Annotated in this window: 27 protein-coding genes, 1 tRNA gene and 1 pseudogene; 5 read left to right on the forward strand and 24 right to left on the reverse strand. The window is 65.1% G+C overall.

Features of this window, described 5'->3' with window-relative positions; translation table 11 throughout:
* Nucleotide 1: 1 nt before the first annotated feature.
* Genes AADZ78_RS19190 through fabG form a run of 4 tightly spaced genes read right to left on the reverse strand, consistent with a single transcriptional unit; the run spans nt 2 to nt 4342 of the window.
* On the reverse strand, nt 2-1195 hold the full coding sequence (locus AADZ78_RS19190) for an acyl-CoA dehydrogenase family protein (RefSeq protein WP_085251712.1): 1194 nt from the start codon (nt 1193-1195) through the stop codon (nt 2-4).
* Nucleotides 1192-2391, reverse strand: a complete 1200-nt coding sequence (locus AADZ78_RS19195) for a CoA transferase (protein ID WP_085251713.1) — start codon at nt 2389-2391, stop codon at nt 1192-1194. The genes AADZ78_RS19190 and AADZ78_RS19195 overlap by 4 nt, the downstream gene beginning before the upstream one ends.
* Nucleotides 2392-2393: 2 nt before the next feature.
* Nucleotides 2394-3605, reverse strand: a complete 1212-nt coding sequence (locus AADZ78_RS19200; RefSeq protein WP_085251714.1) for an acetyl-CoA C-acetyltransferase — start codon at nt 3603-3605, stop codon at nt 2394-2396.
* Nucleotides 3602-4342, reverse strand: coding sequence for a 3-oxoacyl-ACP reductase FabG (fabG, locus tag AADZ78_RS19205; RefSeq protein WP_204903361.1), 741 nt, complete (start codon nt 4340-4342; stop codon nt 3602-3604). The genes AADZ78_RS19200 and fabG overlap by 4 nt, the downstream gene beginning before the upstream one ends.
* 92 nt (nt 4343-4434) lie before the next feature.
* Here fabG and AADZ78_RS19210 point away from each other — a divergent pair, with 92 nt between their 5' ends.
* Nucleotides 4435-5607, forward strand: a complete 1173-nt coding sequence (locus tag AADZ78_RS19210) for an acyl-CoA dehydrogenase family protein (protein WP_085251744.1) — start codon at nt 4435-4437, stop codon at nt 5605-5607.
* Between the two features lie 6 nt (nt 5608-5613).
* Here the strand turns inward: AADZ78_RS19210 and AADZ78_RS19215 are convergent, their stop codons facing one another.
* The 6 genes and pseudogenes from AADZ78_RS19215 to AADZ78_RS19240 all read right to left on the reverse strand — a co-directional run.
* Nucleotides 5614-6675: a phosphotransferase family protein gene (locus AADZ78_RS19215; RefSeq protein ID WP_085251745.1), complete on the reverse strand. Its 1062-nt coding sequence runs from the start codon at nt 6673-6675 to the stop codon at nt 5614-5616.
* Entirely contained in the window at nt 6672-8411 is a 1740-nt protein-coding gene (locus AADZ78_RS19220) for an ABC transporter ATP-binding protein (protein WP_085251716.1), read from the reverse strand. The genes AADZ78_RS19215 and AADZ78_RS19220 overlap by 4 nt, the downstream gene beginning before the upstream one ends.
* Entirely contained in the window at nt 8408-10975 is a 2568-nt protein-coding gene (locus tag AADZ78_RS19225; protein WP_085251717.1) for an ABC transporter ATP-binding protein/permease, read from the reverse strand. Before AADZ78_RS19225 ends, AADZ78_RS19220 begins: the two co-directional genes overlap by 4 nt.
* Nucleotides 10975-11685 (reverse strand): TetR/AcrR family transcriptional regulator, encoded by a 711-nt coding sequence (locus AADZ78_RS19230; RefSeq protein WP_085251718.1) that lies wholly within the window; start codon nt 11683-11685, stop codon nt 10975-10977. Before AADZ78_RS19230 ends, AADZ78_RS19225 begins: the two co-directional genes overlap by 1 nt.
* Nucleotides 11686-11741: 56 nt before the next feature.
* A complete protein-coding gene (locus AADZ78_RS19235) occupies nt 11742-12281 on the reverse strand; it encodes a GNAT family N-acetyltransferase (protein WP_085251719.1) in 540 nt (179 codons plus the stop codon).
* A 5-nt stretch (nt 12282-12286) separates the two neighbouring features.
* Nucleotides 12287-12595 (reverse strand): annotated as a pseudogene (locus AADZ78_RS19240) (DUF1778 domain-containing protein); the annotation flags it as partial.
* Between the two features lie 594 nt (nt 12596-13189).
* On the opposite strand from AADZ78_RS19240, the gene AADZ78_RS19245 reads away from it, so the two are divergent.
* Together AADZ78_RS19245 and AADZ78_RS19250 are read left to right on the forward strand one after the other, a co-directional pair.
* The gene (locus AADZ78_RS19245) at nt 13190-13657 is read left to right on the forward strand and encodes an excisionase family DNA-binding protein (RefSeq protein WP_085251720.1); all 468 of its coding nucleotides are present in this window, start codon (nt 13190-13192) and stop codon (nt 13655-13657) included.
* A gap of 3 nt (nt 13658-13660) precedes the next feature.
* A complete protein-coding gene (locus AADZ78_RS19250) occupies nt 13661-15166 on the forward strand; it encodes a PIN domain-containing protein (protein ID WP_139828864.1) in 1506 nt (501 codons plus the stop codon).
* A 663-nt stretch (nt 15167-15829) separates the two neighbouring features.
* Here AADZ78_RS19250 and AADZ78_RS19255 read toward each other — a convergent pair.
* Nucleotides 15830-15915: transfer RNA gene (locus tag AADZ78_RS19255), tRNA-Leu, on the reverse strand.
* A 137-nt stretch (nt 15916-16052) separates the two neighbouring features.
* Between AADZ78_RS19255 and AADZ78_RS19260 the strand changes: the two genes are divergently transcribed.
* Nucleotides 16053-16430 carry a hypothetical protein gene (locus AADZ78_RS19260; RefSeq protein WP_085251721.1) on the forward strand — a complete coding sequence of 126 codons (378 nt, stop codon included), beginning with the start codon at nt 16053-16055 and terminating at the stop codon, nt 16428-16430.
* Complete coding sequence (locus AADZ78_RS19265; RefSeq protein ID WP_085251722.1) at nt 16427-16777, forward strand: DUF3817 domain-containing protein; 351 nt, start codon at nt 16427-16429, stop codon at nt 16775-16777. Before AADZ78_RS19260 ends, AADZ78_RS19265 begins: the two co-directional genes overlap by 4 nt.
* Here AADZ78_RS19265 and rdgB read toward each other — a convergent pair.
* From rdgB to clpS, 13 genes are all read right to left on the reverse strand, one after another.
* Nucleotides 16774-17373 (reverse strand): RdgB/HAM1 family non-canonical purine NTP pyrophosphatase, encoded by a 600-nt coding sequence (gene rdgB / locus AADZ78_RS19270; RefSeq protein WP_085251723.1) that lies wholly within the window; start codon nt 17371-17373, stop codon nt 16774-16776. The genes AADZ78_RS19265 and rdgB overlap by 4 nt on opposite strands.
* Before the next feature lie 49 nt (nt 17374-17422).
* The gene (gene rph / locus AADZ78_RS19275; RefSeq protein ID WP_085251724.1) at nt 17423-18202 is read right to left on the reverse strand and encodes a ribonuclease PH; all 780 of its coding nucleotides are present in this window, start codon (nt 18200-18202) and stop codon (nt 17423-17425) included.
* A 37-nt stretch (nt 18203-18239) separates the two neighbouring features.
* Entirely contained in the window at nt 18240-18662 is a 423-nt protein-coding gene (locus AADZ78_RS19280; RefSeq protein ID WP_085251748.1) for a VOC family protein, read from the reverse strand.
* 5 nt (nt 18663-18667) lie between these two features.
* Nucleotides 18668-19150 (reverse strand): helix-turn-helix transcriptional regulator, encoded by a 483-nt coding sequence (locus AADZ78_RS19285; protein ID WP_085251725.1) that lies wholly within the window; start codon nt 19148-19150, stop codon nt 18668-18670.
* Entirely contained in the window at nt 19107-19880 is a 774-nt protein-coding gene (locus tag AADZ78_RS19290; protein ID WP_085251726.1) for a cyclic nucleotide-degrading phosphodiesterase, read from the reverse strand. Before AADZ78_RS19290 ends, AADZ78_RS19285 begins: the two co-directional genes overlap by 44 nt.
* Before the next feature lie 70 nt (nt 19881-19950).
* A complete protein-coding gene (murI, locus tag AADZ78_RS19295) occupies nt 19951-20766 on the reverse strand; it encodes a glutamate racemase (RefSeq protein WP_085251727.1) in 816 nt (271 codons plus the stop codon).
* Nucleotides 20763-21446 carry a rhomboid family intramembrane serine protease gene (locus AADZ78_RS19300; RefSeq protein ID WP_085251728.1) on the reverse strand — a complete coding sequence of 228 codons (684 nt, stop codon included), beginning with the start codon at nt 21444-21446 and terminating at the stop codon, nt 20763-20765. Before AADZ78_RS19300 ends, murI begins: the two co-directional genes overlap by 4 nt.
* Nucleotides 21447-21522: 76 nt before the next feature.
* Nucleotides 21523-22494 (reverse strand): cysteine synthase, encoded by a 972-nt coding sequence (locus tag AADZ78_RS19305; protein ID WP_085251729.1) that lies wholly within the window; start codon nt 22492-22494, stop codon nt 21523-21525.
* Nucleotides 22495-22515: 21 nt separating this feature from the next.
* Nucleotides 22516-22788 (reverse strand): MoaD/ThiS family protein, encoded by a 273-nt coding sequence (locus tag AADZ78_RS19310; protein ID WP_085251730.1) that lies wholly within the window; start codon nt 22786-22788, stop codon nt 22516-22518.
* A gap of 37 nt (nt 22789-22825) precedes the next feature.
* On the reverse strand, nt 22826-23239 hold the full coding sequence (locus AADZ78_RS19315) for a Mov34/MPN/PAD-1 family protein (protein WP_085251731.1): 414 nt from the start codon (nt 23237-23239) through the stop codon (nt 22826-22828).
* 13 nt (nt 23240-23252) lie between these two features.
* Entirely contained in the window at nt 23253-24299 is a 1047-nt protein-coding gene (locus tag AADZ78_RS19320; RefSeq protein WP_085251732.1) for a P1 family peptidase, read from the reverse strand.
* A gap of 10 nt (nt 24300-24309) precedes the next feature.
* On the reverse strand, nt 24310-24897 hold the full coding sequence (locus AADZ78_RS19325; protein WP_085251733.1) for a DUF2017 domain-containing protein: 588 nt from the start codon (nt 24895-24897) through the stop codon (nt 24310-24312).
* Between the two features lie 24 nt (nt 24898-24921).
* Nucleotides 24922-25230 (reverse strand): ATP-dependent Clp protease adapter ClpS, encoded by a 309-nt coding sequence (gene clpS / locus AADZ78_RS19330; protein WP_085251734.1) that lies wholly within the window; start codon nt 25228-25230, stop codon nt 24922-24924.
* Between the last annotated feature and the right edge of the window lie 52 nt (nt 25231-25282).

Raw genomic sequence — 25282 nt, forward strand, 5'->3', positions numbered from 1 at the left:
GTCAGACCCGATACTCGGCGAGTAGCCGCTTGCTGATGATGGACTTCTGGATCTCGCTGGTGCCCTCACCGATCAGCAGGAAGGGCGCATCGCGCATCAGCCGTTCGATTTCGTATTCCTTCGAGTAGCCGTAGCCGCCGTGGATCCGGAAGCTCTGCTGGGTGACCTCGGAACAGTATTCGCTGGCCAGATATTTCGCCATCCCCGCCGCGACGTCGTTGCGTTCTCCGGAATCCTTGAGCCGCGCCGCGTTGACCATCATCAGGTGCGCCGCTTCGACTTTGGTCGCCATCTCGGCCAGCTGGAATGCGATGGCTTGGTGCTCCGCGATCGGCTTGCCGAAGGTGTGGCGTTGCTGGGCATAGCGCACGGCGAGCTCGAAAGCCCGGATGCCAACCCCACAGGCTCGCGCCGACACATTGACCCGGCCGACCTCGATCCCGTCCATCATCTGGAAGAAACCCTGCCCAGTGGTACCGCCGAGGACGTCGTCGGCGCTGGCGCGGTAGCCGTCGAAGATGAGTTCGGTGGTCTCGATGCCCTTATAGCCCAGCTTGTCGATCTTGCCGGGAATCGTTAGCCCCGGCACCACTTCGCCGAAACCGACCGGCTTTTCGATAAGGAACGCGGTCAGGTTGCGATGCGCCCCCTCCGCGCCTTCATCCGTGCGCACCAGAACGGCCACCAGCGTGGAAGTGGCTCCATTGGTTAGCCACATCTTCTGGCCGTGGATGACATAGGTGTCATCGGGATCGCGTCGAGCCCGGGTGCGGATCGCGGCGACATCGGAGCCCAGCTCCGGCTCCGACATCGAGAACGCGCCGCGGGACTCCCCGGTAGCCATTCGGGGCAGCAAGCGCTGCTTCTGTGCGTCGGTGCCGTGCTGGCGCAGCATGTAGGCGACGATGAAGTGGGTGTTGAGCACGCCGGACACACTCATCCAGCCACGCGCCAACTCCTCGACACACAGGGCGTAGGTCAGCAGCGACTCCCCCAATCCGCCGTACTCCTGCGGGATCATCAGGCCGAACAGGCCCATGTCGCGCATCTGGTCGACGATTCCTTGCGGGTAGGTGTCGCCGCGCTCGAGTTCCGGCGCGTTGGGAATCACGTCCTTTTCGACGAATTGCCGTACCGTGGCGATGATTTCGGCCTGGAATTCGGTGAGGCCGAGTGTTTGGGCGAGTTTGGTCATGGGCCGTCTTTCCCTATCGTGTTGGCGCTCGTCAGCCGCGCGATGTCGGCGGCGGTCAAACCCAGGTATTCGGTGAGGACGTCGGCGGTGTCCTGACCCAGGGCGGGCGCGGGCGCGCTGGCGGGGTGCACGCCGTCGAACGCGGTCGGCAGGCCGGGGGCCAGATAGTCGCCGACACCCGGCTGGTGCAACCGGGAGAACAATGGATTGCCGGTCACCCGCTGGTCTTCAACCACTTCCCCAAACGTCCGATACCGCTCATATAGCACCGTCGTTTCCGACAAGGCCGCGGTGATCTCGTCGGCCGTGTGGTCGGCGAACCAGGTGGCGAACAGGCCGGAAAGCGCGTCCCGGTAACGGTACCGGTCGCCCTCCGCGGCGAAGTCCACCCCCAACGCCTCGGCGAGCGCCGACACCGCACGCCCGGTACCCGTCACGTCGACAAGGTCGCGAAAATGCCTGCCGGTCAACGTCACAACCATGAACGCGACCCCATCACGACTGGTGAAATCCTGGCCATACTGGCCGAAGATCGCGTTGCCCAGCCGCTGACGTTGCGTCCCGTTCACCTGTGGCTCGGTCAGCAATCCCAGATTGCCCGCGGTAGCCAGGGCGACGTCTTCCAGCGCCAGGCTGATGCGTGCCCCCACCCCGGACTGGTCACGACGACGGACCGCGGCGACAACGGCAAGCGCGGCATAAAGGCCGCAGCACACGTCCCACGCCGGCAGTGCATGGTTTACCGGACCGGCATGGTTGACCGGACCGGTGACAAGAGGGAACCCGGTCGCGGCGTTGACGGTGTAATCCACCCCGGTGGAGCCATTGCCGCGGCCGAGCAGCTGCACATGGATCACGTCCGGCCGCTGGGCCGCCAGCAGTTCATGGGTGAGCCAGGTCAGGCCCGCGGCGTTGGTCACAACGATACCGTCGCCTTCGATGATCAGCCGCGCAACCAGCTCCTGACCTTCGGTCGAACGCAGATCGATGGCGACCGAGCGCTTCCCCTTGTTCAGTCCGGTCCAGTAGATCGAGGTACCGGTTGCCGCGAGCGGCCAGCGGTGGATGTCGGAGGCGCCGCCGATCGGATCGATGCGAATCACCTGCGCGCCAAGCTGACTCAGTGTCATGCCGCACAGCGGCGCGGCGACGAAGCTGGACACCTCGACAACGCGGATTCCGTTCAGCGGCAACATGATCAGGTGACCCGTTCGAAGACCGCGGCAAGGCCTTGGCCACCGCCGATGCACATGGTCTCCAAACCGTAGCGGGCCTGGCGGCGGTCGAGCTCGCGCGCCAGGGTGGCCAGCATCCGCCCGCCGGTCGCTCCGACCGGGTGGCCGAGCGAGATTCCGGAGCCGTGCACGTTGGTGCGGTCCCGGTCGGCGGCGCCGAACTTCCACTCGCGCATCACCGCAAGCGCCTGGGCGGCAAAGGCTTCGTTGAGTTCGATGACGTCCATGTCGCGCAGGCTCAGGCCGGCCTTGGCAAGCGCGACCTCGGTGGCGGGCACCGGACCGATGCCCATGATGTTGGGCGCGACACCCGCCTGCCCCCACGACACCAACCGGACCAACGGCGTCAAGCCGTATTCGGCGGCCTTCTCCGGAGTGGTCACCACGCACATGGCGGCGGCGTCGTTTTGGCCGCTGGAGTTGCCGGCCGTCACGGTCGCATCAGGATCCTCTTTAAACAGAACCGGTTTGAGCTTGGCCAGCGATTCCACCGACGTGTCGGCGCGGGGATGTTCGTCGGTGTCGATCAAATCCTCGCCCTGCCGGGCTGGCACCGCAACCGGAATGATCTCCTGGGCCAGGATGCCGTCCTGCTGAGCGGCCACCGCGCGCTGGTGCGACGTCACCGCAAGCTCGTCTTGTTCCAGACGCGAAATGTCATACCGGCGGCGCAGGTTTTCGGCGGTTTCCAGCATTCCGCCCGGCACGGGGTAGTGCCGGCCGCCGGCGGTAGTACGGCCCCGTGTCAGCCCGTCATGCACCCGGACACCGGTTCGGCCACCGCCCCAGCGCATGTCGGTGGAATAGAACGCGACGTTGCTCATGCTTTCGCAGCCGCCGGCGATCACGAGATCGTTGTCGCCGCTGCTCACTTGCAGACACGCCTGGATCACCGCCTGCAGGCCGGACCCACAGCGACGGTCGACCTGCATGCCGGGAACCGTCACCGGCAGGCCGGCATCCAACGCGACTACGCGCCCGATCGCCGGCGCCTCACTGCTGGGGTAGCAGTGTCCGAGAATCACGTCTTGCACCGCGTCGGGCGCGATCCCGGTTCGTTCCAGCAGCCCTTTCAACGCGGCAACCCCGAGATCAACGGCGGTCTGCGACTTGAACATTCCGCCGTAGCGGCCGATCGGTGTCCGTATCGGTTCACAAATGACGGCGCTACTCATATGTGTCGGCCGCCGGTGACTTCCATGACGGTACCGGTCATATACGAGGACAGATCCGAAGCCAGGAACAACGCAACGCTTGCGACCTCGCTGGGCTCACCGGCCCGGCCCATCGGGACCTCGGCGACCTTTTCGTCCCAAATGCGTTGCGGCATGGCTTCTGTCATGGCGGAGCGAATCAATCCGGGAGCGATCGCGTTTACCCGGACGCCAAGGTAGGCAAGCTCTTTGGCCGCAGCCTTGGTCATCCCGACGATTCCGGCCTTGGCCGCCGAGTAGTTGGTCTGGCCGACCATGCCGACCTTCCCCGAGACCGACGACATGTTCACGATCGCGCCCCGCCTCTGCTCCCGCATGATCGCCGCCGCCAGCCGGGTGCCGTTCCACGTCCCCTTCAGGTGCACGTCGATGACCTGATCGAACTGCTCTTCGGTCATCTTGCGCATCGTCGCGTCGCGGGTGATCCCGGCATTGTTGACCATGATGTCCAGCCCGCCGAATCGCTCGACTGCGGTCCGGATCAGAGCCTCGACTTCGTCGGCCTGCGTGACGTCGCAACGCACGGCCAGCGCGACTTCGTTGCCACCGAGTTGCTTGGCCGCGGCTTCGGTCGCCTCCAGGTTCACATCACCCAGCACGATCCGCGCACCCTCGGCGATGAAGCGTTCCGCGATAGCAAAACCGAGACCTTGGGCACCACCCGTAACCACCGCTGTCCGCCCGCTCAGCAACGACACCTGTATCCCTCACTGTCATGGCCCAGATGGGCACCCATCGGTTCGAGCATCATATTTCATATAGGATCTTGCTCCGAAAGGAGCGTCCGCCGATGAGCACTGCCGATCTCCCCGAGGTTTCTGACGAGGACTTTCAGGAGATCCTGGCCCAGACCCGCCACTTCGTCCGCACCGCCGTGATCCCGCGCGAGCAGGAGATCCTCGACGCCGACCGGGTGCCCAACGACCTGCGCGACCAGGCCAAGACAATGGGGTTGTTCGGCTATGCGATCCCGCAGCAGTGGGGCGGCCTTGGCCTGAACCTCGTGCAAGACGTCGAGCTGGCCATGGAGCTGGGCTACACCTCGCTGGCGTTGCGGTCGCTGTTCGGCACCAACAACGGCATCGCCGGACAGGTGCTCGTCGGATTCGGCACCGACGAGCAGAAGGCCCGCTGGCTGGAGCCCATGGCATCCGGCGACGTCGTCGCCTCCTTCGCCTTGACCGAACCCGGCGCTGGATCAAACCCGGCGGGCCTACGCACCAAAGCCGTTCGCGATAACGATAATTGGGTGATCTCGGGGCAAAAGCGGTTTATCACCAACGCACCCGTCGCCGACCTGTTCGTGGTCTTCGCGCGCACTCGACCCGCCGACGACCGTGGCCCGGGTATCGCCGTCTTCCTTGTCCCCGCCGACGCCCCAGGAGTCGAAGTCGGCGCCAAGGACGCCAAGATGGGCCAGGAAGGCGCGTGGACGGCTGACGTCAGCTTTGCCGATGTCCGCGTCGACGGCGCCGCGCTGATCGGTGCCGACGCAGACATCGGCTACCGAGCGGCAATGACGTCGTTGGCGCGCGGCCGAGTCCACATAGCCGCCATCGCCGTTGGCGCCGCCCAGCGGGCGTTGGACGAATCGGTGGCATACGCCGCCACCGCGACCCAGGGTGGCACACCGATCGGTAACTTTCAGTTAGTGCAGGCGATGCTGGCCGACCAGCAGACCGGGGTGCTGGCCGGGCGCGCTCTGGTTCGCGATGCCGCACGGCAGTGGGTCACCTGCGAGGACCGGCGGATCGCACCGTCGGCGGCCAAGCTCTTCTGCACCGAAATGGCCGGCAAGGTAGCCGATCTCGCGGTGCAGATTCACGGCGGCAGCGGATACATGCGTGGCGTTCCGGTCGAACGCATCTACCGCGACGTGCGCCTACTGCGGCTGTATGAGGGCACCAGCGAGATTCAGCAGTTGATCATCGGGTCTAACCTGGTTCGGGCGGCGCAGCGCTGACCCAACTCAGCCGATCAGCTCGAGCGTCTCCAGATCGCGGATCGCCCGACAACCGCGGCGCAGCATGGTCACCACCATGTCGTCGCCGCGCTCGGTGCCGGCGGCGAAGGCGAATCCCAGTGCCGAGATCAGGACGACATGCGGCATGCCGAGCCGGTAATCGCGCCAACATGTTTCGCGGTCGTAGTCGTTGATGCCGTAGCCCGATAGGGCTTGGTAATACGCGTCGACGAGGTCTTCCTCGATGGCGGCCCGCAACTCGGAATTGAGACTGGTAGCGGTGAAGTACGCGAGATCCCGCGCCGGAAGGCCGACGCCGATGGTCTGCCAATCGACCACGCTTACCCAGGCGAGGTCGGGATCGAACAGCAGGTTGTCGAGGCGATAATCACCATGCAGCAGGGCGAATCGGTCCCGCTCGGCAAGTAGCCACGGCGCCACCAAACCCATTGTCGCACTTACTGTCTCACGATCATCGGGGCTGAGTCGGTCGCCGAGCTTGTCCAGTGTGACGTCGGCGCTCATCCGCGCGACCTCGCCCAGCCCCCGGGCGGATGCCTCATCCGGACGCTGAAACGCGATCTCGGGGAGATCAAGCCAGAACGGATCGCACCAGCCAGGTCCGTGTAAACCGGCCAGCGCGGTAACCGCCAACCGAGCCTCTCGTTCGCCACAGCCGGCGATCTGATCGCCCTGCACCGCGGGCGCCTGGTCGGCGAGTAGCAGCGCGAAGTCCATTGCGTCCTCGGCGATCCCGCTGTAGAAGCACTGCGGTGTCGGCACCTGGACCCGATCAACCATGTACGTGTAAAACGCGCACTCACTGCGATAGCCGATGGCGACCCGGCCACGCACGGTGTCATCCTGGGACGGCAGCTTGATCACAAAGGTTGGCGGCAATCCACCCGGGTTTGTCCGGTACTTGGCAGTCACCCGGTAGGTGGAGCCGGTCTGCCCGGTCCCGATGGCGTCGACGTCGGCCTGGGAGACCTCTACGGGTGTGCCCCGTTCACTGAGTACCGCCGACAACCACTCAGGCGTCACATCACCGGGATACCGGGGAATCACTCTGCGTGGATCCGCCACTCGGCGGCGTCGTGCTGCTGTCGCCAAAACTCGGCGAAACGTCCACTTGCAGTGAGCAATTCGTTGATCGAACCGTCCTCGACCACTCGGCCATCCTCGATAAAGAGGACGCGGTCGGCATGCCGAATGCTGGCCAACCGATGCGCGACGATCACCCGGGTACGCGATTGCGGATCGGCGGTGAGCGCGTCAACCACCGCAACCTCGTTCTCGGTGTCCAGGGCGCTCGTCGCCTCGTCGACCAGCAGTACCGGCGCGGGCTTCAGCAAGGCGCGCGCGATGCTGACCCGTTGCCGCTCACCGCCGGACAGCGCCGAGCCGGCTTCGCCGACGACCGTTTCCAGGCCGTCCGGCAACCTGCCCACCAGCTCGTCGACTCGCGCCAGCCGAACAGCCTGCGCAAATCGGTCGTCGTCGGCACCGGGGTCTCCGGCGCACACGTTGTCGCGGATCGTCCCGTGAAATAGGTAAGGATGCTGGAACACGACGCTGCTAACCGCCCTCCGGTGGTCGGCAGTCAGTGTGGCGGCGTCGACCCCATCGATGAGCACGCGGCCTCGGGTCGGCTCGTACAGACCGGCGATCAGCGCCAAGATGGTGCTCTTGCCAGAGCCGGAGGGGCCGACAATCGCCGTCGTGGTTCCCGCCTGCACGGAGAAGCTGATCCCGTCGAGCACCGGCCCACTTACGCCGTCATAGCTAAAGACAACGTCTTCGAAGTCGATGCGCGGAGCCGCGGCGCCGTCACGCAGCGCACCCGCTCCGGCCAGTACGACGGGCGCGCTCAGGACAGCACGAATGCGGTCGAGTGTGGCGCGAACGCTCTCCAGCGCCGGTGCGAGTTCGCTGACGGTGGTGAATGGCTCCAGGTAGCGGGCCATCACAACGATCAGCGCGATCGCCTCCGCCACCGTCAGCGTGCCCGTCACCGTCAGCGCGGTGGTGGCGCCCGCCAGCGCGACGAGAGCCAGCTGGCTGGCAAAAGTGAACAACAGCTGGCCCGGAATCTGCATGAGCAGCAACCGCATTGTCGCGCCGTGCTGCGCGTTCAGCGCGGAGCCCACCAGACTTCGCGCCGGCTCGACACGACGCGCGGCGCGCAACGCCTGCTGGGTCCGGGCGAACTCGATGATTCGCTCGGTGAGCGCGGTGTTGGCTGCATCGGCCGCCTTGTCCGCGCGACGCGTGAAGCGGGCCGAGGCCCACAACGCCGCTAGCAACAACGGCACCCCGGCCAGCGCCGCCACCCCGAGCTGCCAGGAGATCGGCAACAAGGCCAGCGCAATGACCGCGGGCAGCAGGATCGCCGAGGTCAGCGGGGTCAGCAAGTTGACCACCAGACCAACGAGTTCCGGCCCGGTTGAGGCAATCGCCTGCCGGGAGGCCGCGGTGTTGTCGGCGGTGAACCAGTCCAGCCGAACACCGGGAAGCCGATCGGCCACGTGATGCTGCGTGTGGTCGAGCACGGCAAAACCAAGATCGAAACCGATTCGCGCCGTGATGGTGTCGATCACCCACCCCGTCACGGTCGCGGAGGTGAGCCAGCCCAGCCAGACCAATGCTCGTTGCGGTGCGTCGCTGAACAACGCCCCCACCAACGGGACCAGCAACACCGTGCCGACCGCGCGCACCACCACGGACACGAATGCGAGCACGGCATAGCCAATCACTTTGGGGCGGAGCTCTTCTGGAACAAGGCGTATCCAGGTGCGGATCATCGGGCACCCTCTTGAGCCGCCGTGACGGCCATCGGATGGCCCTGGCCGGTTTCCCAGAGCCGGCGGTATCGCCCATCGGCGGCGAGCAATTCCTCGTGGGTGCCGCGTTCGACGATTCGGCCATGATCGAGCACGACTATCTGGTCGGCTCGAGTGATGGTGTGCAGTCGATGAGCGATCACCAGCACGGTGCGATCGCGAGTCAGACGGTTAAGGGCTTGCTGCACAAGGTATTCCGATTCCGGATCGGCGAAGGCGGTGGCTTCGTCGAGAATGAGCACCGGGGTATCGGCGAGGATCGCGCGGGCAATGGTAAGGCGTTGCCGTTCGCCGCCCGATAGCGCGGTGGTTGCGCCCAGTATGGTGTCGTAGCCCTCCGATAGCCGCAGCACCCGGTCATGGATTTGCGCCTCGCGGGCCGCGGCCTGCACTTGTGCGCTGGTGGCATCGGGGATGGCCAACGCGATGTTCTCGGCGGCGGTCCCGTGCACGAGCTGGGTCTCCTGCAGCACGAACCCTACCCGCGTGTAGAGCCCGTCAGCCGTCAGGGAGCGAATATCTTGCCCCCCAACACGTATCGTTCCTTGCTCGACATCGTGGAACCGAGCCAGCAAGGCGGCCAGCGTCGACTTTCCCGACCCGGAGGGGCCGACGAGCGCGGTAACGGTGCCCGGCCGTAGCTCCAGCGATACATCCCGGATCACCGGCACCCCCGGGCGATAGCTGAAGCTGACGCGGTCGAACATCACCGTCGCCGGTGAGTCCGGAGCCGGCGCTTGGTGTGGCGGTTCCTGCACGGCGAGTTCGGGCTCGTCGAGCGCGATTTGAAGTCGACGAGCGGCGAGCATCCCGGCTCGGATACCCCCGACGCCATAGCCGATGCCGAGCAATCGGACCCCGAATGTGGTGCCCAACAACAAGAATGGCAGTAGGTTGACCGGGTCCATCCGCTGGGTGATGACGAACATGGTGCCGGTCACCGCGATCAGCCACAGGAACGTCGCGGGCCGGGTGACCAGATCCATCACCGTTTTCTTACCGGCGAGGGGGCGCTGCCAGGCGACCAGGAAGCCGATGTAGGAGTCCAAGCGGCGCCGGAAGCTCGACGCCGCCGCGCCGCCGAAGACGCGAATCACCGGCTGGCCCTCTAGGTAGGCGCCCGCCTCGCCGTTCATTCTCTCGGCCCAGCGCTGAGCTTGAACGACGCGCGGGGCGGACTGAACCGCGAGTGTCGACATCATCACGACGTACACCAGCACCGGCCCAAACAACACCAGCGCCACCCGCCAGTCGACGACGAACAGATAGACCAGCACCGCCACCGGCGCGACGATTGCGTTGACCGCGTCCGGGATGGCATGAGTCACCAGGTAATGCAGAGATAGCGTGTCGTCTTGCACCAGTTGCTTGATCGACCCCGACCCACGCTCGGTGAACCAGCCCAGCGGTAGCGCGGACATCTTGCTCAACAGTCGTGAGCGCAACCCGCGCGCGAACCGCGCGTCGACGACGTGCAGCCACAACATGAGGGCGGCGCCGAGCGCAGCGCCAAGGCCCAGCAGCGAAATGGCGGCCAATCCGATGTCCCACAGCCGCGATGCTTCTGCGCCGGATACCAGTAGTCGAGCCAGTTCCACCAGCAGCACATAGGGTGCCAGCTGCAGCAGCGTTATCACCGCCTGCAGCAGCCCGGAGAGGATCAGCGCCGACCGCAGCGGCGCGAGTAACCGGCCCGCGGCCTGGGTGCGCCAACTGCCGCGGGAAGGCGGTGCGGCCGTAGGTTGTTGGGCCACCGGTTCGGCAGCTTTCGGTTCGCCACCGCGGCGGGTGCCCATCTCACGGCCTGCGCTCCAATACGCCTGCGCGTGTACCTCGGACTTGGGGAACCCGAACGCATCACGCAGCCGCTTGCGGACGTTCTTGAGCGTCGTCGCCTCGGGTGTCACCCAGGCATACCAATTCGACCAATCCCGGCTCTCGATCGCGTCGGCCAGTGATTTCTCGTCGCACCGGCTCACCCAATGCACCCGCAGCCGGGGATGGTGCGCGATGGGGATCAGCGTGTCGTTGTCGTCGTGTTGCTCGAGATACATCTCGATCGGGACATCGTCTGGCACCGTACCGACGATCCCGTTCATCCCCGGGATCGATGCCGAGTCTCCGATGAGCAGGTAGCCGGCCGGTTGCTCCTCGGGCGCGCTGAACCGTGACGAGCCCATCAGCGCCATGACCGCGATGGTCGCGCCGGGTTTGACGGTGCGCGCCCACAGCGAGGCCGGACCGGCCGGGTCATGCAACACAACGTCGACCGCGAAGCGGCCGGTAGCGGGATCTGCTTCGGAAATCGTGTAGGCCCGCTGGAATTCGGTATTGGACCCTTTGGGGTCGGGAAACCAGAACCGCAGCCAGGCCGCCGGCTCGGTCTCGGCGTCCTCGAACAGCGTCGGCGATACCATTCTTATCCGGACGAAATGCGGTGCGATGAGGAAGGTTTCGATCACCGTTGCCATGTGGTCGCGCGCTCCATAACCCCGCAATATCGCGCCCTGCAACCCGCGTGCCATCAACGGTCCTCTCCCGTGGCGTGCGCCGCCACGACTTCTAAGATCGGGCGACCCGGCGGAATCTCTCCGACCAGACCGCGGATCGACGCGGCCAACAACAGCCGCACAAACTCTGAACTCGACAGCTGCGGCAACGCGATGTGAGCCGCACTCAGCTGTGCGTTACCGGCCAACCGGCCTGCAACGGCATCGCGCTCCGCGGCGAAGCCGTTGGCCTGGTCACCGCCGGTTGCGATGGTGTTGCTCTCGTCCCGAGCGGCGAGACTAATCGCCACCGTGGCGACCGCGCTGCTCAACACCATGGCCGCATCCGCGGCGTACCCGTGGTGGCTCAGCGCCTCGACCTCGGCTACCAATAGCCGCATGCCGGCATCGCCGCGTGGGAACAACACCTGCAGGTATGCCGCGAGGCCGGGGTGGTCAATGGCGAAGTGCCACAGCTGCATTCCGAACGAAAGCAGGTGCCGTTCGACATCTTCCTGCGGGTCTTCGCGCAGCTCGAGTTCGGCGAGCAGGCTCTCGCCGACCAAACGCTCGAGTTCCCAACGGCTTTCGACATGGCGGTACAGGGCCGTCGCCGATACACCGAGTTGGGCCGCGACGGCGTTGACGCTCAGCCGTCGCATACCCAGCTCGCGACCGACCCGGACGATGTCGTCAACGGCGATGAGCGGCGGTCGCCCTCCGAGACGTGACGTCACGGTCTTCATCAGACAGTGCACCCAGACCTAGTAAGTTACCCCCACAAACTAAGGGTTACCTTAGCTTAGGTCAACCGGTGCTGGCGTGTTGGCCCCGGCGGCGGCGTCGCGATGAGCGCGCGGGCATCCTTCATCGTCAGCAAAAGGTGCATCGGGTCGGTCGGGGAAGGTTCGAAGTCGTACCGGGCGTAGAACGCGCGCGCGCCGTCGTGCAACGCGTGCACCAGTATCGCCCGTACGGCGACCTGCTCGGCCACCCAGATACACCGCCTGATCGCATCGCGCAGCAGATGTCTGCCCAAGCCGTTGCCCTGCTCTTGACGGTCGACCGCCAGCCGCGACAACAGGACCACCGGTATCGGATCGGGCATGTTGCGGCGTACCTTCCCCGGCACGCTGGCATGCTCCACAGACGACGACGCCAGTGCGTAGAAGCCGACCACCCGGCGCCCCCGGCACGTCACGAAACAGCGCGACGCCGCCTGCGCATGGTTGGCCAACGCCCGCCGACGCAGGTACTCGTCCAGGCTGTTTTCGCCACTGTCGAAGGTGGCAACCTCGTCAGACTCGCTGATCGGCCGCGGGCGGCTGTAACCGCCAGCCACGCGGGTCAGCTCTCAAAAATCGACGGCTCGGCGAACAGCTTGTCGAGCGCCGGCTTGGATACGACCGGCCGGTCCAACCTCGCCTGGAACTCTGCCCAGGCGGCGTCATCGAGGGCGAACAGTCGGCGGTCGGCCAGCACGTCGCGGGCATGCGCAAGCGTCGCCGTGACGGTGAAGTTGGTGAGGTCAGTTCCCTCGACTTCGGCGGCACGGCGAATCAACGCGTCCTGCTCAGGGGTCACGCGCACCGCGATACGCTCAGTCTTGGTAGCCATGTCCCCCATTGTGTGCCCGATAGGCGTACAGATCAAGGAAGAGTGTGGCGCTACACGGCAGCATCCGCACTTTCGCACGACTGAGCCAGCAAACACAGGACATACTTCGGCGTCCCACCGTTGGTGGGGGCGGAGGGAGTCGAACCCTATTCAGCTACCTGATCAGGGGTCTGATTTCGCCTCTACCTGCACAAATAAGCTACGACACTTAACGCCAGTTATCTGTAACTCTCGAAAAATTGTGGGCACGATGTGGGCACGGGAAGCCTGGAGACAGTGCAAACGCATCGCAGCCCCAGCACCTCCGCCGCCTAACGGCAAGAGGAATCGGAGCAAACACCGACCACCACGCTGTGCCGCCCCGCGTTGACCGCGTGTCACTGCATGGGGTGTAACCCTTGGCTATTGCTCCAGCCCGGCTGCGCCGCAGGGCCGCGAACAGTTGACATCCCGCGCGGGGCGAAAACGCTAAACTCCTGATCAGCGGTTGTTTTGGGAAACTACGCAAGGGGCCAAGCTGGATCTCTTGCGCGTCCGAAAGCCTGGCGACCTGAGTCACTTCGACTCATGATGTCGCTTGTCCTGGTCTAGCCGGACCTACTGCTTTCGTTTTTTTCGATTTATCATGGGCTGATGGATGTTCTTGCTGATCACACTGTTCTGCCGCCCGGCGGCTCAGAAGAAGGATCGCAGTTGAAAGATCTGGCCGAGATCCTCGACAGCGACGCGGAGCTGTTGTTGGTCACCCCAGACGGCCAGACATTCAAGTTGAGCAGGGAGCTTCGCAACGTCCTTAGCCACGCGAGTAGAGCGCTGGGCACAGGCCACGGCGTGACACTCGAACCGCGCTCCGCTCTGCTGTCCACACAGGGGGCAGCCGACCTGCTGGGGGTATCGCGGCCCACCCTGGTGAAACTGTTGAAGTCCGGCCAAATCGCATTCACCCAGCCGGGTCGGCACCGGCGCGTGCAGTTGAAGGATTTGCTCGAATACCAACAGCGGATCAGGCAACGGAGGCGTAGCGAATTGGAAGCGATGACTGACGAGGCCGCAGAAGACGACGCCTACCGGCACATCAACGGCTTTACGGAGACTCGCTGACCTGTGCCCAAGATTCGTGTCCTGCTGGACGCCTGTGTGCTTTTGCCATATCAGCTCGCCGATCTACTGCTTTGGCTGGCCGACGCCGAGATGTATGAGCCGTTGTGGTCAGAGGAAATCCTGGCCGAGGTTGAGCGAAACCTGACCGGAAAGTTCGGTGTCACACCCGAAAAGGCGTCACGGCGGCTAGGGCACATGCGATCAGCCTTCCCAAACGCGTTAGTCGAGGGTTACGAAGATTTGATCCCAGCCATGACGACGCACCCCAAAGACCGCCATGTGGCCGCAGCTGCGGTGCGTGGCGGAGCCGCACTGATTGTGACCGCGAACCTCCGCGACTTTCCGCCAGAATCGTTGTCACAGTACGACATTGAAGCCGTCCACCCTGACGACTTCCTACAAGACCAACTTGACCTCGACCGAGAGGCCACGCTTGCCTGCCTCGCTGAGCAACGCAAACAGTACACACGTCCACCGTTTACTTTCAGAGAGTTCTACCTCAGGCTGAGGACGACCGTACCCAATTTCACCGACCTCGCCGTTTCTGCCGAAGCTGCTGCTTGGGACCCCAACGAACCGATGCCGTTCGAAATCGTATCCGGACCCGAACTGATGCAAGCATGCTTCCCAGATGGGGGGCCAAAGCCCACCGACGCGCTGGGAGCGGCGTTCATATGGTGGAGCGCGCTGCTCGACAGAGCCCAATGCACCACGGCCCTACACAGTTTGACCTGGCATCCGCCAGCATGGGGCGACTACGAGGAGGCTTTTGAGCGGCTCTCAAACGCCGGAATGATGCAGTTCGTCGAGCGTTGTCCTGACGGCGACGATATCGCGTACGTAAAATTTCTGCCCAATCCCGGAGATCATCCGATACGAGCATTTGGTGACGCGCTGCTGCCGAACGTCCACGTCCTGACGATGCGTCTCTGCTCAGATGGTTGGTGGCGGGCATGGGGCCTGTCGGAGAACTACTTCCCCAGCGCTGAGGAAGTTCGAACCCTCAGAACCATGACCGGCGAGGCGCGCGACGCTCGACTTGAGAGCCATATCCGCGAGTTCCTGTCGGCGCTCAACGAGCGACTAGAGCGGGATCAATTCGTCAAGCAGCGCATGGCGGATGTCGCCCGCCCGGCCCCCCGCGACGTAGAAGACTTTCGCCGCTACATCAGCGAGTTCAGGGCGGTTCTCGTGGAGGCCATTGGTGACAAGTACGAGCGGATCGCAACTCACGGCCCCGCGATATTGGAGTTGACCGATGAACCGGAAATCACGGAACGCGTCCCCAAGATGCTGGGATTAGCGGCGCAAGAGGGCCGCGATGCGATCAAAAAGATCGAGAGCCTTGACGAGATAAGACAGCGCACCGATGGCGTGACGGGCTTAAAGACGTTGATCACGTTTGCCGTTGCACAAGCCCGCATCCCGCGCCTCAATCGCCAACTCAACGAGCTGACTGTTGAGCTTACAATCTACTGCCTGCGGCGCTTTCCGCCCGCCGAACAATAACCGTATCGTGAACGTTCACGCTGAGCGTGAAGACTGCAGCAAATGCGTGAGACACCTTGGCATAGACGGGCTTCGGCTTAGCCTTCACCGGCATGACCACCTGGCGCGACATCAAGCCTTGGCTACCGATGACCAAATCAGGATGCTGGAATCCGACGAAGCATCCGGGCACCCCGACTGGGTTCTGCCGCGCAACGCGCGGGACTACGCAACCCAAAATCTTTGGTGGCAAAGCAATTTAGCAGCCGGGAATGTATCGCGCGCCGACGCGCAACACCGAGCGGACTGACCCTGCCGAAACGCGGACCGGCGTTCCGGCTCGCCGAACCGACAACACCCGTTGCGGCAGGCAACCTTCACCGCCGACTACCGGATTGGGTGCTGATCAATATGGCTCGCGATATGGCCCCGGGGAGGCGTTGTGGCCGTTCAGCAACTCGGTTGAGTCGCGCGACTCACGTTGGCGCGGGAATGTCGCGTACGCGTGCACAACCTGGTGACGACCCACCGATAGAAAGGGCTCGATTGCTGGCAGAGCGGTGAAGTCAGGCTGGTGCCTGTGGCTACACCGGAGGCGAACCAACGTTGGCGAAGCGTCCTGCTGGAAACCGAGCAGTTGCATTCGCTGCCGCGCGGCCAACGAGTGCGTGCACAGTTGAGCGTTGGTGCGGGCGGAGGGACTCGAACCCTCACGCTCTTTCGAGCAATGGCACCTAAAGCCATCGCGTATGCCATTTCGCCACGCCCGCTGGCCCTCGCGATCTTATCGCTTCGTCTGTCCACGACTTGTCGGCGGTGCAGCCCAACTTGGCTTCCGTAGCCGAAAGGCTTTGGCGTGTCCCTCGCAGACGGCTGTGTCGTGAGCCGCTCGCGGTACCGTCGAGGGGTGTCCACTACACGTCGTCGCAGGCCCGCGCTGATCGCCCTGGTGATCGTCGCGGCCTGCGGCTGCCTGGCCCTGGGGTGGTGGCAGTGGACCAGATTCCAATCGGTGTCGGGCACCTACCAGAATCTCGGCTACGCGCTGCAGTGGCCGCTGTTCGCCTGGTTCTGCATCTACGCGTACCGCAAGTTCGTTCGCTACGAAGAGATACCGCCGACGCCGCGAAACAACGGACCCACCGAAATACCCGCCGGACTGCTCCCCGAGAGACCCAAGCCCGCGCAGCCACCACCCGACGACCCCGCACTGCAGGAATACAACGCCTACCTTGCCGAGCTCGCCAAGAGCGACGCCGAAAAGCAGAACAGGACAACCGCATGACCACACCCGAGACACCCGAAGCGCAGCAGTCAGTCTTTCCCCCCGAGAAGGTCCGTACGGCGCTGGCCGGCTACCGGGTCATGGCGTGGACGACGGGTATCTGGCTTATCGCGCTGTGCTACGAGATCGTCTCGCATCTCGTCTTCCACCACGAAATCCGGTGGATCGAGGTCGTGCACGGCTGGGTCTACTTCGTCTACGTGTTAGCCGCATTCAACCTCGCCATCAAGGTCCGTTGGCCGATCCCCAAGACGGTCGGTGTCCTGCTCGCCGGCACCATCCCACTGCTGGGCATCATCGTCGAGCACTTCCAGACCAAGAACATCAAGGCGCGCTTCGGGCTTTAAGCCAGCGCTCGCAGCGCCGGCAGTAATAGTCGCAGCGCGCGACCACGGTGGGATACCGCATCCTTCTCCGCCGGGCTCAGCTGCGCGGCGGTGCGCTCGGACCCGTCGGGAATGAAGACCGGGTCATAGCCGAACCCGCCGTCACCGCGCGGTTCCCGGGCAATCGCGCCCGGCCACTCGCCGCGCACGACGACCTCGCCGGAACCCGATACCAGCGCGCACGCCGAGACGAACGCGGCACCGCGCCGCTCGTCGGGCACGTCACGCAGCTGCGCCAGCAGCAGTGCGGTGTTGCCGGCATCATCGCCATGGCGACCCGACCATCGCGCCGATAGCACGCCAGGCATCCCGCCCAGCGCGGCCACCTCCAAACCGGAATCGTCCGCGACCGTCGCCAGACCGGTCGCGGCGAACCCACCGCGCGCCTTGGCCAATGCGTTGTCCTCGAACGTCGCTCCGGTTTCCGGAGCCTCGTCGAACGGCGCCACGTCATTGAGCGACACCAGCGTCAACCCGGACACCCCGGCGCCGTCGAGCATCCGGCGCAGTTCGGCCAGCTTTTTGGGGTTGCGGCTGGCAACCAGAAGCTTGGTCACAAGCGCCGCTCCTCCTCTTCGCTCCCGCTCTGCATCGTCGCCGGCGCGGTCAGCTCCCGAACGCCTTCGGCGGCGGCGGTCCCTCGGGCAACACACCCGGGTACGGCAACGCCAGCGCTTCGCGCTGCGCGGCAAACAACTTGTCGCAGGCGCCAAGCGCCATGTCGAGCAACTTGTCCAGCGTTGACCGCGGGAACGTCGCGCCCTCGCCGGTGCCCTGCACCTCGACCAGCGTGCCGGTGTCGGTGGCGACGACGTTCATGTCGACCTCCGCGCGTGCGTCTTCCTCGTATGGAAGGTCCGCCCGGATCCTGCCGTCGACCACGCCGACGCTGACCGCGGCGATCGCACACGACAGCGGCCTGGGATCCAACAGCTTGCCCGCCGCCGACAAGTAAGTCACCGCGTCGGCCAGCGCCACATAGGCGCCGGTGATGGCCGCAGTGCGGGTCCCGCCATCGGCCTGCAACACATCGCAGTCGACTGCGATGGTGTTCTCCCCCAGCGCCGCCAAGTCGATACACGCCCGCAGCGACCGGCCGACCAGCCGACTGATCTCCTGGGTGCGCCCACTGAGCCGGCCCTTCACAGATTCGCGGTCTGAGCGACTATGGGTGGCCGACGGCAGCATCGCGTACTCCGCGGTGAGCCACCCCAGACCCGATCCTTTGCGCCAGCGGGGCACGCCTTCGGTGACGCTGGCGGTGCACAGGACTTTGGTATGACCGAATTCGATCAGCACCGATCCCGCGGGGTTTTCGGTGAATCCCCGGGTGATGACCACCGGGCGAAGTTCGTCGTCAAGGCGGCCGTCTTCTCGTTTGGACACGACGCCACACTAGCCCGGCATCCAGTTGAAGAGTCTGTCAGCGCCGCTCTTGGATGCGCACCATGTTGCCAGCGGGATCACGCAGTGCGCAGTCACGAACCCCGTACGGCTGCTCGGTCGGCTCCTGGACCACCTCGCCATTGCCAGCTTGAAGGCGGGCCTGTAACCGCTCGAAGGTGCCATCGAGATCTTCGGTGGCCAACAGGAGCATGCCATAGGTGCCCTTGGCCATCATTTCCGAGATGATGCGGCGCTCCTCGTCGGTGATGCCGGGCGTGGCATTGGGCGGGTACAGAACGATGGAGGTCTCGGGCTGGTTGGGCGGGCCGAGGGTGACCCAACGTACCTTGCCCTTCCCGACGTCGAGGCGAACCTCAAAGCCGAGGACGTCGCAATAGAACGCCAGGGATTCCTCCGGGTCCTCGTGCGGGAGAAAGCTCGAGTGAATGGTGATGTCCATGACGCTCACGCTAGGTGCAGCCCGATGCCGGGCGCTTCTCGATTCCTGACCGGTCTGGACACCTGCTTTTCCACACACGACGGGATTCCCGCGGTCACGTGAGCCGTCTGGTCCCGATAAGCGCGGGGCGGCATGCCGACCAACTCGGTGAACCGAGTACTAAAGGTGCCCAGCGACGAACAGCCAACGGCGAAGCAGACTTCCGTGACAGACAGATCGCCGCGACGCAACAGCGCCATCGCGCGCTCGATGCGGCGCGTCATCAGGTAGGAGTATGGCGACTCCCCGTAGGCGATCTTGAATTGGCGACTCAGGTGCCCGGCAGACATGTTCACGCCGCGGGCGAGTGCCTCGACGTTCAGCGGTTGCGCGTACTCGCGGTCCATCCTGTCGCGGACGTGGCGCAGCAGCTTGAGATCGCGTAGGTGTTCCGCTGTTGTGTTGTCAGGCCCGCCGGACTTCGAACGTCTCACCGCAGACCACCGCATGCACGGGACCGTCGAATTCGGCCTTGGCCTCGGTGATCACATCCTCACGCGAGGTCCAGGGCGGGATATGGGTCAACAGCAATTCGCGGACGCCGGCCTGCGCCGCAGCCCTCCCGGCATCAGTGCCCGACAGATGCAGGTCGGGCGGATGTTTTGGTGAGTGCGTCCAGGAGGCTTCGCATAAGAAAACGTCGGCGCCGCGAGCCAGGTCGACAAGCTGCTCGCAGGCGCCGGTATCGCCGCTATAGGCCAGCGTAGCCCCGGTGGGATCAGTGAACCGCATGCCGTACGACTCGGTCGGGTGAGCAACCACCCGAGGCACCACCGTGATCGCGCCGAACGTCACCGGCTCACCGTCGACCCAGTGGTGCACGTCGAAGATGTCCGAGCAATCGTCGATTTCCCCGCCATATGGCGACGACGCCGCACCCAACCGCGACCAGGTGTCGCTCGGGCCGTACAGCAATGCCTTGCCTTTGGGACGCGACGGGTGGTAGCGACGCCACACGAATAGTCCGGGCAAGTCCAGGCAGTGATCGGCGTGCAGATGCGACAACAGCACGTGCACCGAGCCGGGATCGGTGTGCCGTTGCAGAGCACCGAGCACGCCCCCGCCGAAGTCGATGACCATCGGCGGCGTGCCGGCAGCTCGGAGCAAATAGCCCGATGCAGGCGAATCCGGACCCACGACGCTCCCGGAGCATCCGAGCACGGTTATTCGCACGGACACTACTGTGCCATGCCTGTTACCACGATGGAGAAAACATCGCCGCATTGCGTGACCAGAATCATCCCCATACCTATGAAACGTGGGTGTGACGGACAGGTTCAACACCGGTTAAAGCCGGGCCGAGGAATCGCGCCGCGAGTTTGGTGAACGCCTCGGGGTCACCCGTCGCTTCGAACATCCGGGTGGCCGGCGGCGCATCATGAGGGCGCAATAGGTCCGTTTCGGTGAGCACCCGGACCACCTCCTTGGCGGTCTCCTCGGCACTGGAGACCAGCGTGACGTTGTCCCCCATCGCCAGTTGAATCAGTCCAGACAACAGCGGATAGTGGGTGCAACCCAGCACCAGAGTGTCGACCTCGGCGCGCTGCAACGGCTCCAAATAACCCTCAGCCAATCCGAGCACCTGACGGCCGCTGGTGACCCCGCGCTCGACGAAGTCCACGAAGCGCGGGCACGCCACGGCCGTGATTTCGGTGTCGCGGGCAGCGGCGAACGCGTCCTGGTAGGCATGCGAGGTGATGGTCGCCCGCGTGCCGATGACGCCGATGCGGCCGTTGCGCGTGGCCGCAACCGCTCGGCGCACAGCCGGCAGGATCACTTCGACCACGGGTACCTCGTAACGCTCACGAGCGTCCCGCAGGCACGCCGCAGATGCCGAATTGCATGCGATCACCAGCGCCTTAACCCCCCGGCCGACCAGGTCGTCACCAATGGCCAGCGCGTGCGCACGAATCTCCGGGATGGACAGCGGACCATACGGGCCATTGCCGGTGTCGCCGACGTAGATGATGTCCTCGTCCGGCAGTTGGTCAATGATCGCCCGCGCAACCGTCAGTCCCCCGACGCCGGAGTCGAACACTCCGACGGGCGCCAGCGGCGAATTCATGTCTTCACGTGCGACGAACCGAGGGCCCGTTTTCGCTCGCGAGCCTTGCGCTCCGGTGCTGACAACAGATAGGCCGCCACTACGCCAGCGATCGCCCCGCACAGGTGACCCTGCCACGACACCCCGGGGGTGCCGGGCAGCACGCCGAGCAGGACGCCGCCATAGACGAACAACACGACGACGCCGACGACGATCTCCCACACCTTGCGGGTGAAAAACCCGAACACGATCAGGAACGCTAGCCAGCCGAAGATAAGGCCCGACGCACCGATGTGGTTGGTCTCGCAGCGCACGCCGACGTATGGGCAGTGCGCGCCGACATTGCCGATCAGCCACGTGCCGAAGCCACCGAGAATCCAGACGATGGCCGTGGCGAAAACGAACCGTGACAAGCCCGCGAGCGTCATCAGGAAACCGAGCACGAGCGCCGGAACGGTGTTTGCGATCAGGTGATCCCAATTCGCGTGGAGTAGCGGCGCGACGAGGATGCCCCACAGCCCGTCGGTCTCCAGTGGTCGGATGCCGTTGCGGTCGAGGCGATGATTGGTCAGGCCGTCCCACAACTCGATGACCCACAGCAACACGACGAACGTAAGGATCGTGGCCCCGCCGACCATCCAGCGTGGCCGCTTCTCCGGCCGCGTCGCAGGTGTGTGCGGATGTCCGGCTGACCCAGTCATGCGCGCCGCTCCTCTCCCCCGCAAGCGGGAGGTGCCCCCACATCGCTTTCATGCTCTGCATCGTCGCCGGCGCGGGTCATGCCCATAGCTGCCCTTCCAGAGCGGTTTCGGCATCATCCAGGCTACCGGCGTAGGCACCGGTCGACAGATACTTCCATCCGGCGTCGGCTACCACGAAGGCAATGTCCGCGCGCTCGCCGGCCGCCACCACGTTTGCGCCCACTCCGAGCGCAGCATGCAGGACCGCTCCGGTCGAGATGCCCGCGAAGATGCCTTCGGCATCCACTAGCTCGCGCGTGCGGCGCACCGCGTCGGCGGCGCCGACCGAGTACCGGGTACTGAGTACCTCCGGGTCATACAGTTCGGGCACAAATCCTTCGTCGATGTTGCGCAGCGCGTACACCCCCTCGCCGTAGCGGGGTTCGGCCGCCACGATCTTCACGTCGGGGACATGTTCGCGGAGAAACCGCCCGGTCCCCATCAGCGTGCCCGTGGTGCCGAGGCCGGCAACGAAGTGGGTGATCTCGGGCAGGTCGGCGAGCAGCTCGGGGCCGGTGCCGAAGTAATGCGAGTCGGTATTGGCCGGATTGCCGTACTGATACAACATCACCCACGATGGGTTGGCCTCGGCTAGTTCTTTGGCGGTCGACACCGCGGTGTTGGATCCGCCTTCGGCCGGGGAGAAGATGATTTGCGCGCCGTAGAGCTCCAGGAGCTGACGTCGTTCCACCGAGGTGTTCTCCGGCATCACACAGATCAGCCGGTAACCCTTGAGTCTGGCCGCCATTGCAAGCGAAATGCCGGTATTTCCGCTGGTGGGCTCGAGGATCGTCGCGCCCGGCGTGAGCAGTCCGTCGCGCTCGGCCTGCTCAATCATCCGCAGCGCCGGCCGGTCCTTGATCGACCCGGTCGGATTGCGGTCTTCGAGCTTCGCCCACAGCCGCACGTGCGGCCGGTCCGGCCCGTCATCCCAGCGCGGTGACAGCCGCTGCAGGCCAACCAGGGGCGTGTTGCCCAGGGCCTCCAACAGCGAGTCGTATCGCGTCATCGGCTCGGTTCAATCACCGGCTCACCCGCCCGCCACGGCGGGCAGGATGGTGACCGAGTCGCCGTCGGCGACCGCGGTGTCCAGGCCCCCGGAAAACCGCACGTCTTCGTCGTTGACATAAACATTCACGAAGCGGTGCAGCTTGCCGTTATCGATCAGACGCTCGGAGATACCCGAATAGTTGGCCTCCAGGTCGCTAATAACCGCACCCAGCGTGTCGCCGCTCGCGGAGACGCGTTTCTGGCCACCCGTATGGGGCCGCAGGATGGTCGGAATCGAGACGGTGACGCTCATGAGGGCCTTTCTCGAGGCTGTTTGATCATTTGACTGGCTAGTACTGCTCGACGACGTTGACAAGTTCTTCGGTGACGGCACCGTCGACGATGCGATAACTGCGGAGCTCGTGGCGGTCGGGGTCGCGCGTGGACACCAGTACGTAATGCGCGTCCGGTTCGGCCGCCAGGTCTATGTCTGTGCGACTCGGGTACGCCTCGGTCGCGGTGTGCGAGTGATAGATGACCACGGGCGCTTCCTCTGCTTCCTCCAGCGCCCGCCACACTGTGAGCTGCTCTTGGGAGTCGAAACGGTAGAAGGTCGGCGAGCGCTCCGCATTGACCATCGGGATATGCCGTTCGGGACGGTCGCTACCCTCCCGGCCGGCCAGCACGCCGCAGGCTTCGTCGGGGTGGTCTCTGCGTGCATGGGCGACCATGGCATCCACCAGGTCGGCACGTATCACCAGCACGTCCGCCCTTCCTCTATAGGTTGGCTTGCACCCCGAATGCCCCGGGCAACACGTCGCGGTAGGTTGGTATTCCGGCTACCGACGCGGCGGCCATTACCCCGACCAGCACCGCACGAGCCAGGCAATCGGCCGCGGCCGCGCCGATCGCGGTGACTAGCTCCGTCTCCGGGGACAGCGCGGCCGGCGTGTCAGCGGCCGGGGGCACCTCAACCGCCCCGGTGGCCAGCGCGAACACTGTATCGCCGTCCAGCGGGGTGTGCGAGGGCCTGATGGTACGGGCCAGCCCATCGTGGGCGGCAATCGCGACGCGCCGGCAAGCCGCAACGCTCAGCGCGGCGTCTGTCGCGACCACGCCGATCGTCGTGTTGAGCGGGCTGAGCGTGCACGGCAGCTGCGCCAACGCATCGACCTGCGCGGCCGGCGGGGCCGTCAACGCGAACTCGTCGATCAGGTCCGCCATCCACGGCAGGCCGGTGGCCGGATCAATGACATTGCCGACGGAGTTGACCACCACCATCGCTCCGACGGTCACATCGGATGCCAAGGTCATCGATGCCGTCCCCACGCCGCCCTTGAGGACGCCGGCGCGCGCCCCTACCCCCGCGCCGACGGTTCCGACGGCGACGGCCGCACCGTCGGCGCCAGCGGCGGCCTTACATGCGGCGTAGCCGAACTCCGCCGTAGGCCGACAATCCCAACCGCCGACGGGCAAGTCGAAGATCACCGCGCTCGGCACGATGGGCACCACCCCAGTCCCCATCGCCACGCCGCGCTGATGTTCTTCCAGCCAGCGCATGACGCCGTCCGCGGCGGCCAGACCGTAGGCGCTGCCGCCGGCAAGCAACACCGCATCGACAAACCGCACGCTGTTGGCCGGGTCCAGCAGATCGGTCTCCCGGGTCCCGGGCGCGCCGCCCCGGCAGTCGACCGCACCGACCGTCCCGGGCGGAGCCAGCACCACCGTGACCCCGGAGGCCCAGCCGGCGCCGAGGGCCGCATCCGGGGCCAGCCGCTGGTGGTGGCCGACACGGATGCCTCCGACGGCGGTAATGGAATTCATCCGGCCGCCATCACGATGATCGGGACCCCATCAACACCAGGACCAGGTATTCCTGCAGCACCGTCAGCCACTGGTACACGTCGAAGTGCGCGGCCAGCGGATGGTCGGCCGGCAGGCGCTCCGGACCCCGCGGGCCGATCTCAAGCATCACTCCCAACGTCAACCGAAGATCGTTGACCGCCGTAATCCACGCGTTGGCGCTGTCCTCGGTGAGCTCTAGCCGGCCGCCGTTCTCCGGAACCGTATCCAATAACTGCTGCGCGGCAACACGTTTGGCGTCGAGAATCTCCGGCTCGTGCAGGCTGCGCAGCGCGGCATTGAGGCTCTCGGCGCTCTCGGCGGCCAACGGGTTGTCGTCCTCGCCCTTGTAGAAGTCGGGGAGCAGCCGACGCAGCGTCGGATCCACCGGACGCTGCGTATGCCCGGTCCTGATACCGGTGATCTCTTCGAGTTCGTCTGACGGCGAGGAGGATTGGCGCTCATCGATCAAACCGATCATGGCGCCTACCAGGTTCTTGAGCAGGGCTGCCTCATGCGGAGCCAACGACGACCGAAATCTGGGTCCATTGCGGGTCTCGACGCGCTTCCATTTGCGCACGGTGGATCCGGATACCCTCGAATCTCACCGGTCCTGCTGCATCGTCGCCCACAACCCGGCGGCGTGCAGTTTGGACACGTCGGCTTCCATAGACTCCCTGCTGCCCGCCGAGACCACTGCCTTGCCTTCGTTGTGCACTTGCAGCATCAACTTGGTGGCATGGGGCTCGCTGTAGCCGAACAACTTCTGGAACACATAGGTCACGTAGGTCATCAAATTGACAGGGTCGTCCCACACGATGGTGACCCATGGGCTGGCCGTCACGTCGACGGGCGCAGACTCGCGTTGCCCAGTGGTGCCCGGCTTGGCGGGAGCTGACGTGGCAACAACCATGGCCCCAGAATACCGAGCCCCGGGCGTTGATACCGAGCCAGTGATGCGAACC

It is taken from the genome of Mycobacterium riyadhense (assembly GCF_963853645.1).
Taxonomy (GTDB): Bacteria; Actinomycetota; Actinomycetes; order Mycobacteriales; family Mycobacteriaceae; genus Mycobacterium; species Mycobacterium riyadhense.